Below are 1,579 nucleotides of genomic sequence, written 5' to 3' on the forward strand. Positions count from 1 at the left end.
CTCGTGTTTTGACCGTCGGGGGGATTCGTGGTGGTGGAGGTCTAGCGGAATGGGGAGGACCCTGTCCATGATCTGAGTTCTCACACAAAGATCATCAATGGGCAGGGTCCTCGATGAGGAGCGTAACGGTTACCGGTGTTGGTGACGGCGGGCTGGGCCGGATCTTGTTGGATGCGTGGCGGCGGGAGTTGTACGAGGGCGTCCTGGCGTCCCGGTCACGGACGTTGTTCGCGCTGGTCGACGAGCTGGCCGGCGATCAGGGCCGGTGTGGCTGTCCGGCGCATCTGTCGCTGGGCACGGTCACCGGGCATGCCGCGGCGTACAGGGCGTTGCGCGACGGCGAGGTGGACACCGACCGGGCGTTGTGGGCGGCGTGCCGGATCGCCGCTCGGTCCGGCCTGCCTCGGGTGTATGCCGTCGACACCACCGCGTGGCCACGGCCGAACGCAGCTACCAGCCCGGACCGGCAGCCGCAGTACACCCCGGGCGGCCCGCGTGGCGCGGCGCTGATCAGGACCGGGTGGCGGTATCAGCACGTCGTCCGGTTGACGCTGACCCCGGACTCGTGGGTCGTGCCGGTCCTGACCGACCGGATCGCCTCCGGCGACGACCTGGTGGAGGTCACCGTGGACCACATCGCCCGGGTCTGCGCCCAGGACGGCGCTCGCCCGACCGATCCGTCGCTGTTCCTGCTGGATTCCGGCTACCCCGCGGCCCGGATCACCCATCTGCTGCGCGAGCGCGGGATTCCCGCGGACGTCCTGGTCAGGCTGGCGACCTCGCAGACCATGTGGACCAGACCCGAACGCCGGGCCGCTCACCCACTCGGAGGCCGGCCCCGCCGGCACGGGTTCCGGCTGGCCCTGCGCGAACCCGACCTGACCCCGGACGCCGGTGTCAGCGGCCCGGTCGACATCTACGGCATCGTCACCGTTCGGGCCTGGCATCAGGTCCACCCCAAACTGACCCACGCCAGCCGCGGATTCACCGACCAGGGCACCCTCCCGATCGTTGAGGGCACCGTGCTCCTCGCCCGGGTCCAGCACCTGCGCCCCAGCCGCCGCGCCGGCGACCTCGCACTCTGGTACTCCGGCCACCGCCGCGACCTACTCACCCTGGTCATGACCTACCTGGCCCGCTTCGACATCGAGCACTACTTCCGCTACGTGAAGACCACCGCCCAGGCCCCGGACTTCCACCCCCGCCAGCCCCGCACCCTGACCACCTGGCTCCGCCTGCACGCCTACGCCTACCTGCACCTGTTCTGCACCCGCAACCACATCACCCACCACCGGCTGCCCTGGGAACCCACCACCACCACAACCCCGACCCCCGGCCAGACACGCCGGCAGGTTTCGCCCGCTCTGCGCAACGCCTGGCAACCACCAGGACACGCGAAACCCGGACACCCCGGACCCGGACGCCCTGCCGGAAGACGCCGCAAACGCCGCACTCGCTATCCGGTCATCCGCAAAAACGCCGTCCACAAGGGCAAATGACAGCCCTCCACCACACCACCACGAACACACCCACACCACACCGCCAGACCACCCTGCCCACAGAACGGTCAAAACACGAG

The 1,579-nt window shown here is 69.6% G+C and carries 1 protein-coding gene; it reads left to right on the forward strand.

Annotated elements, in window-relative coordinates:
• Positions 1 to 113 precede the first annotated feature (113 nt).
• Positions 114 to 1,499 (forward strand): hypothetical protein, encoded by a 1,386-nt coding sequence (locus tag JQN83_RS32575; protein WP_208570994.1) that lies wholly within the window; start codon positions 114 to 116, stop codon positions 1,497 to 1,499.
• Positions 1,500 to 1,579: the final 80 nt, after the last annotated feature.

The sequence above is a fragment of the Micromonospora antibiotica genome (genome assembly GCF_017599305.1).
Lineage (GTDB): Bacteria > Actinomycetota > Actinomycetes > Mycobacteriales > Micromonosporaceae > Micromonospora > Micromonospora antibiotica.